Source organism: Lacimonas salitolerans, from assembly GCF_042677865.1.
GTDB classification, from domain to species: domain Bacteria; phylum Pseudomonadota; class Alphaproteobacteria; order Rhodobacterales; family Rhodobacteraceae; genus Lutimaribacter; species Lutimaribacter salitolerans.
On sequence record NZ_JBHUDD010000115.1, the window covers coordinates 1 to 4,754 of the forward strand.

The window sequence follows — 4,754 nt, forward strand, 5'->3', positions numbered from 1 at the left end:
CGTTCTCATCCTGATTGACGCTGGATTCTCAGCCTGTTTGTCGCGCGGCAATCCCACCGCCAGCACCGGAAACGTCAACCGAAGGATCAGCGTATCGACCACCACCAGCGCCAGATTGTTCGACCAGCGCAGGACACGCGGGATATGCTGCCGCCGCCGGGGCGCGGCCAGCTCCCATGCCATCATGGCAATCAGCACGGACAGGAAAATCGCCAGCCGGATCATCGGTTCGTTCGTCATCAAGGTCTGTGTCATCAGGGCTGTCCAGGCTTGCGTTTCATCACGCTCTTGGCTAACGATCAATTGATTTATTGAATGTGTGAGGATCTGCGCCGTGTCAATCCCCGCCAAAGCCGCCCTGCTGGAAGAATACGCGCTGGTCGCCCGCGCCCTGTCGTCCCCTGCGCGGCTGATGCTGCTGGAACATCTGGCCCAGGCCGAACGCGGGGTGGATGCGCTGGCACACAAGACCGGGCTTTCGCTGGCCAACGTGTCGCAGCACCTTCAACAGCTGCGGCGCGCCGGGCTGGTGACCAGCCGCCGCGATGGCAAGTCGGTGATCTATCGCCTGAGCGATCCCGAGATTCTGGCTGTCATGGACATGCTGCACCGGCTGGCGGGCCGTAATCTGGCCCAGGTTGACCGCATCCTGCGCGGTCTGTCCGGCGGGGCCGAACCGCCCGAACCGATCAGCCGCGCCGATCTGGCCGCACGGCTGGCCGAAGGCTCTGTGACGGTTCTGGATGTCCGCCCCGATGATGAATACGCCGCAGGGCACATCCCGGGCGCAAGGCAGGTGACGCTGGATGCGCTTGATGCGCTGGCCGCTCAGATGGACCCCGGCAAGCAGATCGTGGCCTATTGTCGTGGCCCCTACTGTGTCTACGCCCATCAGGCGGTGGCGGCCCTGCGCGCGCGCGGGTTCGACGCGACGCGGATGCAGGGCGGCCTGCCCGAATGGCGGGCCGAGGGGCGGGCGGTTGAAACCGCGCACCCCTGAAACATGGCCTGACGCGCCTCAGCGCATGATCAGAACCGGCACCTTGCACGACCGGATCATCTCGGTCGTGGTGCTGCCGATGATCAGGCTGCGCACGCGGGAATGGCCATAGGCCCCCATCACCAGCAGTTCATGCGTCGGCTCGGCGGTGATCTCGGCCAGCACCTTTTCGGGCTCGCCCGACCGCACGATGACTTCGGCATCAAGACTGCCGGCCTTCAGCGTCTCCACCGCCATATCCAGCGACTTGCGGATCTCGGACGTATCACGCCCGGCAAACACCAGCGTCACTTTCAGCCCCTGAAACAGCGGGCTGCGCGCGATGTAATCCACCGCCTTCAGCGCCGATGGACCGCCGTCGAACGCGACCAGCACCTTTTCGGCCTGCTTGAAGGCGCGGTTGCAGATGAACACCGGCTTGGTGCTGGAGCGCACGATGCGTTCCAGGTTGGACCCCAGATGCTGCATCGCCACTCCCGCAGCCTCGCCGCGCTTGCCGACGACGATCATGTCGCCCTGCGACTCCATCGCGGTGACCGTTTCCACCAGATCGCCCTGCCGCAGCCGGGTTTCCACCTCGATCGCGCCATCGCCTGCGACGATATCCTTGGCATCCGCCAGGATCGCGCGGCCATGTTCATGCGACAGCTTGGCGCGAGCGGCATCCAGTTCCGTCAACTGCTCCAGCAGCTTGGTGCGGGCACCCAGACGGATGGCCCCGCTCAGGTCACGGCTTTCCACCCCCGACCGGCGGCCCATGACGTGATAGATCTGCACCTTCCAGTCGTTCTTGCCCGCAATCCATGCCGCGTGATGGCACACGCTTTCGGAATAGGCTGATCCGTCGACAAGCGCGATCAATGTATTGGTTGTCATTGCTGTTGTCCCCCTCAGTGGCCCATCAACTGATCCATCGCGCCCGGCTTGTCGTGGATGGCCAGCTTGTCGACGATGGTTTCAGACGCTTCGTTCAGGCCGATGATCTCGACCTCGGCCCCCTCGCGGCGGAACTTGAGCACGGCCATGTCCAGCGCCGCAACCGAAGAAATGTCCCAGATATGCGCGCGGCTCAGGTCGATTGTCACCTTCTCCGGCGCTTCCTTGAAGTCGAACGCCTTCATGAAATCATCGGACGAGGCAAAGAACAGCTGCCCCTCGATGATATAGGTGCGGTGGCTGCCCGACGGCGTGATCTCGGACCGCACGCGGAACAGCTGCGCGATCTTCCAGGCAAAGAAGATGCCCGACAGCAGCACGCCCACCATCACCCCGATGGCCAGGTTGTGGGTGTAGACCACAAAGACCACCGTCGCCACCATCACGATGGACGACGAGGCCGGATGCTCGCGCAGATTCTTGATCGACGACCACGAGAACGTGCCGATCGACACCATGATCATGATCGCCACCAGCGCGGCCATCGGGATCATCGCCACGACATCCCCGATCAGCATGATCATCGCCAGCAGGTAAACCCCCGCCGCAAAACACGACAGCCGCCCGCGCCCGCCGGATTTCACGTTGATGATCGACTGGCCGATCATCGCACAGCCCGCCATGCCGCCGATGAACCCGGTCGCGGTGTTGGCGATGCCTTGCCCGATGCACTCCTGGTTGCGGTTCGACGTGGTGTCGGTCAGGTCATCGACGATCTGCTGCGTCATCAGGCTTTCCAGCAGGCCCACCACGGCCACGGCAACCGAGTAGGGAAAGATGATCTGCAAGGTTTCGAAATTCAGCGGAATATCGGGGATCAGGAACATCGGCAGCGTGTCGGGCAGTTCGCCCATATCGCCCACCGTGCGCACATCCCATCCCATGACAACGACCAGCACGGTCAGCACGATGATCGTGACCAGGGGCGACGGGATCGATTTGGTCAGCATCGGGAAAAGATAGATGATCGCTAGACCAGCCGCCACCAGAACAAAGGTCAGCGGCGGCACCGCGGATGGGTCCAGCTCGGGCAGTTGCGCCATGAAGATCAGGATCGCCAGCGCGTTCACGAACCCGGTCATCACCGATTTCGACACGAAGCGCATGACGTATCCCAGCCTCAGGAACCCCGCCGCGATCTGCAACAGGCCGGCCAGCACCGTCGCGGCCAGCAGGTATTCCAGCCCGTGATCGCGCACCAGCGTCACCATCAGCACCGCGGTGGCGGCGGTGGCGGCGCTGATCATGCCGGGCCGCCCGCCCGTGATCGCGATGATCACCGCGATCGAAAAGCTGGCATAAAGCCCCACCTTGGGGTCCACGCCCGCGATGATGGAAAAGGCGATCGCCTCGGGGATCAGGGCAAGGGCGACCACCAGCCCGGCGATCAGGTCGCCCCGCAGGTTGTCGGTCCATTCGTGTCTGTATCGGGTAAATGAGATCATGGGTATATGTGTCCATTGGCCACCAGAGGCGTCCGGTGGTCTTTTCAACGGTCGTGTCGTATCGGGTTACCCGGCGGATCGGCGGCCGGAAGAGCCAGCCGGGAATTTCACCCGACTCCATGTTCGCTGCGGGCCTCTTACAAAGCAGCCAGCCAAAAGCCAATCGCCAAAACCTGGTCAAAGTCCATTGTCTGCGATGTTACCTGCGTTTTGCACGGTTTCGCGGCAGAAGCGCCCTGATCAGGCGGCCGCAGCGCGTAAGTGTATACAATACCATACCATTTTTGGCGGGCCCGGCGGTCCGCACCGGTGACACAAACACAAGCGCCCCCGCCGCGAACGGCAGGGGCGCAAGGCCTGTCAGGCAATGTCAGGCAAGGATTGCCCGATCAGTCGGTGGTCGTCCCGGTCTGGGTGTCGGACTCCATTTCGGTCTCGGTTTCCATTTCGGTCCCTGCACCTGTGCCGGTATCAGCCCCGGTGCCCATTCCGGTCCCCGAGCCTGTGCCTGCACCCGTGCCGCCGGTGCCGGTGTCCATGCCGGTCCCGGTGCCGGTGCCGGTGACCATGCCGCTGTCACCCACCGGCGCCGGTTCGTTCTCGCGCTCGCGGAATGCGTATTCCGGCGCGTCCTCGGCCTCTTGCTGGGTCAGGTTGACATTGACCTCGTTCGCATCCCAGTCGATCTCCAGTTCGCTCCATTCGATGGCGATCGACTTGGCGCCGATACCCAGGAACCCGCCGACCGAAACGATGGCCGCAGTCACCGTGCCATCTTCCTGGCTCAGGATGATGTCCTCGATGCTGCCGATGGAGTCACCCTCGGGCGATGTCACATCCGCCCCGATCACCCATTCGCCGCGCAGCTCGTCGTCGCCCTGATTTGTCACCAGGGCTTCCTGCGAGGTTGCAGTCGCCGCCACCATGAAAAGCGGAATGGCCACTGCCGAACCCAGAATTGATTTGCGTACCATGATCTGTCTCCTTTTCAGTTCGTAAGCTTACTTGCGCCTGCACACCGTCGGTTTGGGTGCCTGCTCGTACCATTCCAACGCACGAGGTTTTGGGCACCGGCAGGAACTCGCCCGCCCCCGAAAACCGACGGAATGGCATCGGCGGGCATCTGCCGGCCAGAACCGCGCTGCCGACTTCCGGTAAACCCCTGTAGATCAAGCGGTTTTCATGCACGACTCGGGTGGCGCGGCTATGGCGCCTGTGGGTCAAGTCCCATTGGCAAGAATCTGCGAAAGCCGGTTGTTCAGTGCAAAAGCGCCCGGGCTAAAGGAATTGGGGTCCCTTCGCGATTTGTGTGGGTTAAGGCGCACTGGCCTGTTCAGGGTCGCACCAGATGTTGTTGTCACGACGTGAGGCGC

Annotated in this window: 4 protein-coding genes, 1 pseudogene and 1 other annotated feature; of the genes and pseudogenes, 1 reads left to right on the plus strand and 4 read right to left on the minus strand. The window is 62.9% G+C overall.

The window, feature by feature from the left end:
- Nucleotides 1-255, minus strand: a pseudogene (locus tag ACFTOW_RS13880) (hypothetical protein); the annotation flags it as partial.
- 79 nt (nucleotides 256-334) lie between these two features.
- Between ACFTOW_RS13880 and ACFTOW_RS13885 the strand changes: the two are divergent.
- Complete coding sequence (locus ACFTOW_RS13885; protein ID WP_379916707.1) at nucleotides 335-1,000, plus strand: ArsR/SmtB family transcription factor; 666 nt, start codon at nucleotides 335-337, stop codon at nucleotides 998-1,000.
- A gap of 18 nt (nucleotides 1,001-1,018) precedes the next feature.
- Here ACFTOW_RS13885 and ACFTOW_RS13890 read toward each other — a convergent pair whose 3' ends face one another.
- The 3 genes from ACFTOW_RS13890 to ACFTOW_RS13900 all read right to left on the minus strand — a co-directional run bounded on the left by ACFTOW_RS13890 (nucleotide 1,019) and on the right by ACFTOW_RS13900 (nucleotide 4,355).
- A complete protein-coding gene (locus ACFTOW_RS13890) occupies nucleotides 1,019-1,876 on the minus strand; it encodes a universal stress protein (protein ID WP_379916709.1) in 858 nt (285 codons plus the stop codon).
- A gap of 14 nt (nucleotides 1,877-1,890) precedes the next feature.
- Nucleotides 1,891-3,381 carry a SulP family inorganic anion transporter gene (locus ACFTOW_RS13895; RefSeq protein WP_379916711.1) on the minus strand — a complete coding sequence of 497 codons (1,491 nt, stop codon included), beginning with the start codon at nucleotides 3,379-3,381 and terminating at the stop codon, nucleotides 1,891-1,893.
- Nucleotides 3,382-3,445: 64 nt separating this feature from the next.
- Nucleotides 3,446-3,503 (minus strand) — a sequence feature (sul1 is cis-regulatory element that is thought to sense ions involved in sulfur or methionine metabolism; They are found in Alphaproteobacteria).
- Nucleotides 3,504-3,770: 267 nt separating this feature from the next.
- Nucleotides 3,771-4,355 carry a PRC-barrel domain-containing protein gene (locus ACFTOW_RS13900; protein ID WP_379916713.1) on the minus strand — a complete coding sequence of 195 codons (585 nt, stop codon included), beginning with the start codon at nucleotides 4,353-4,355 and terminating at the stop codon, nucleotides 3,771-3,773.
- Between the last annotated feature and the right edge of the window lie 399 nt (nucleotides 4,356-4,754).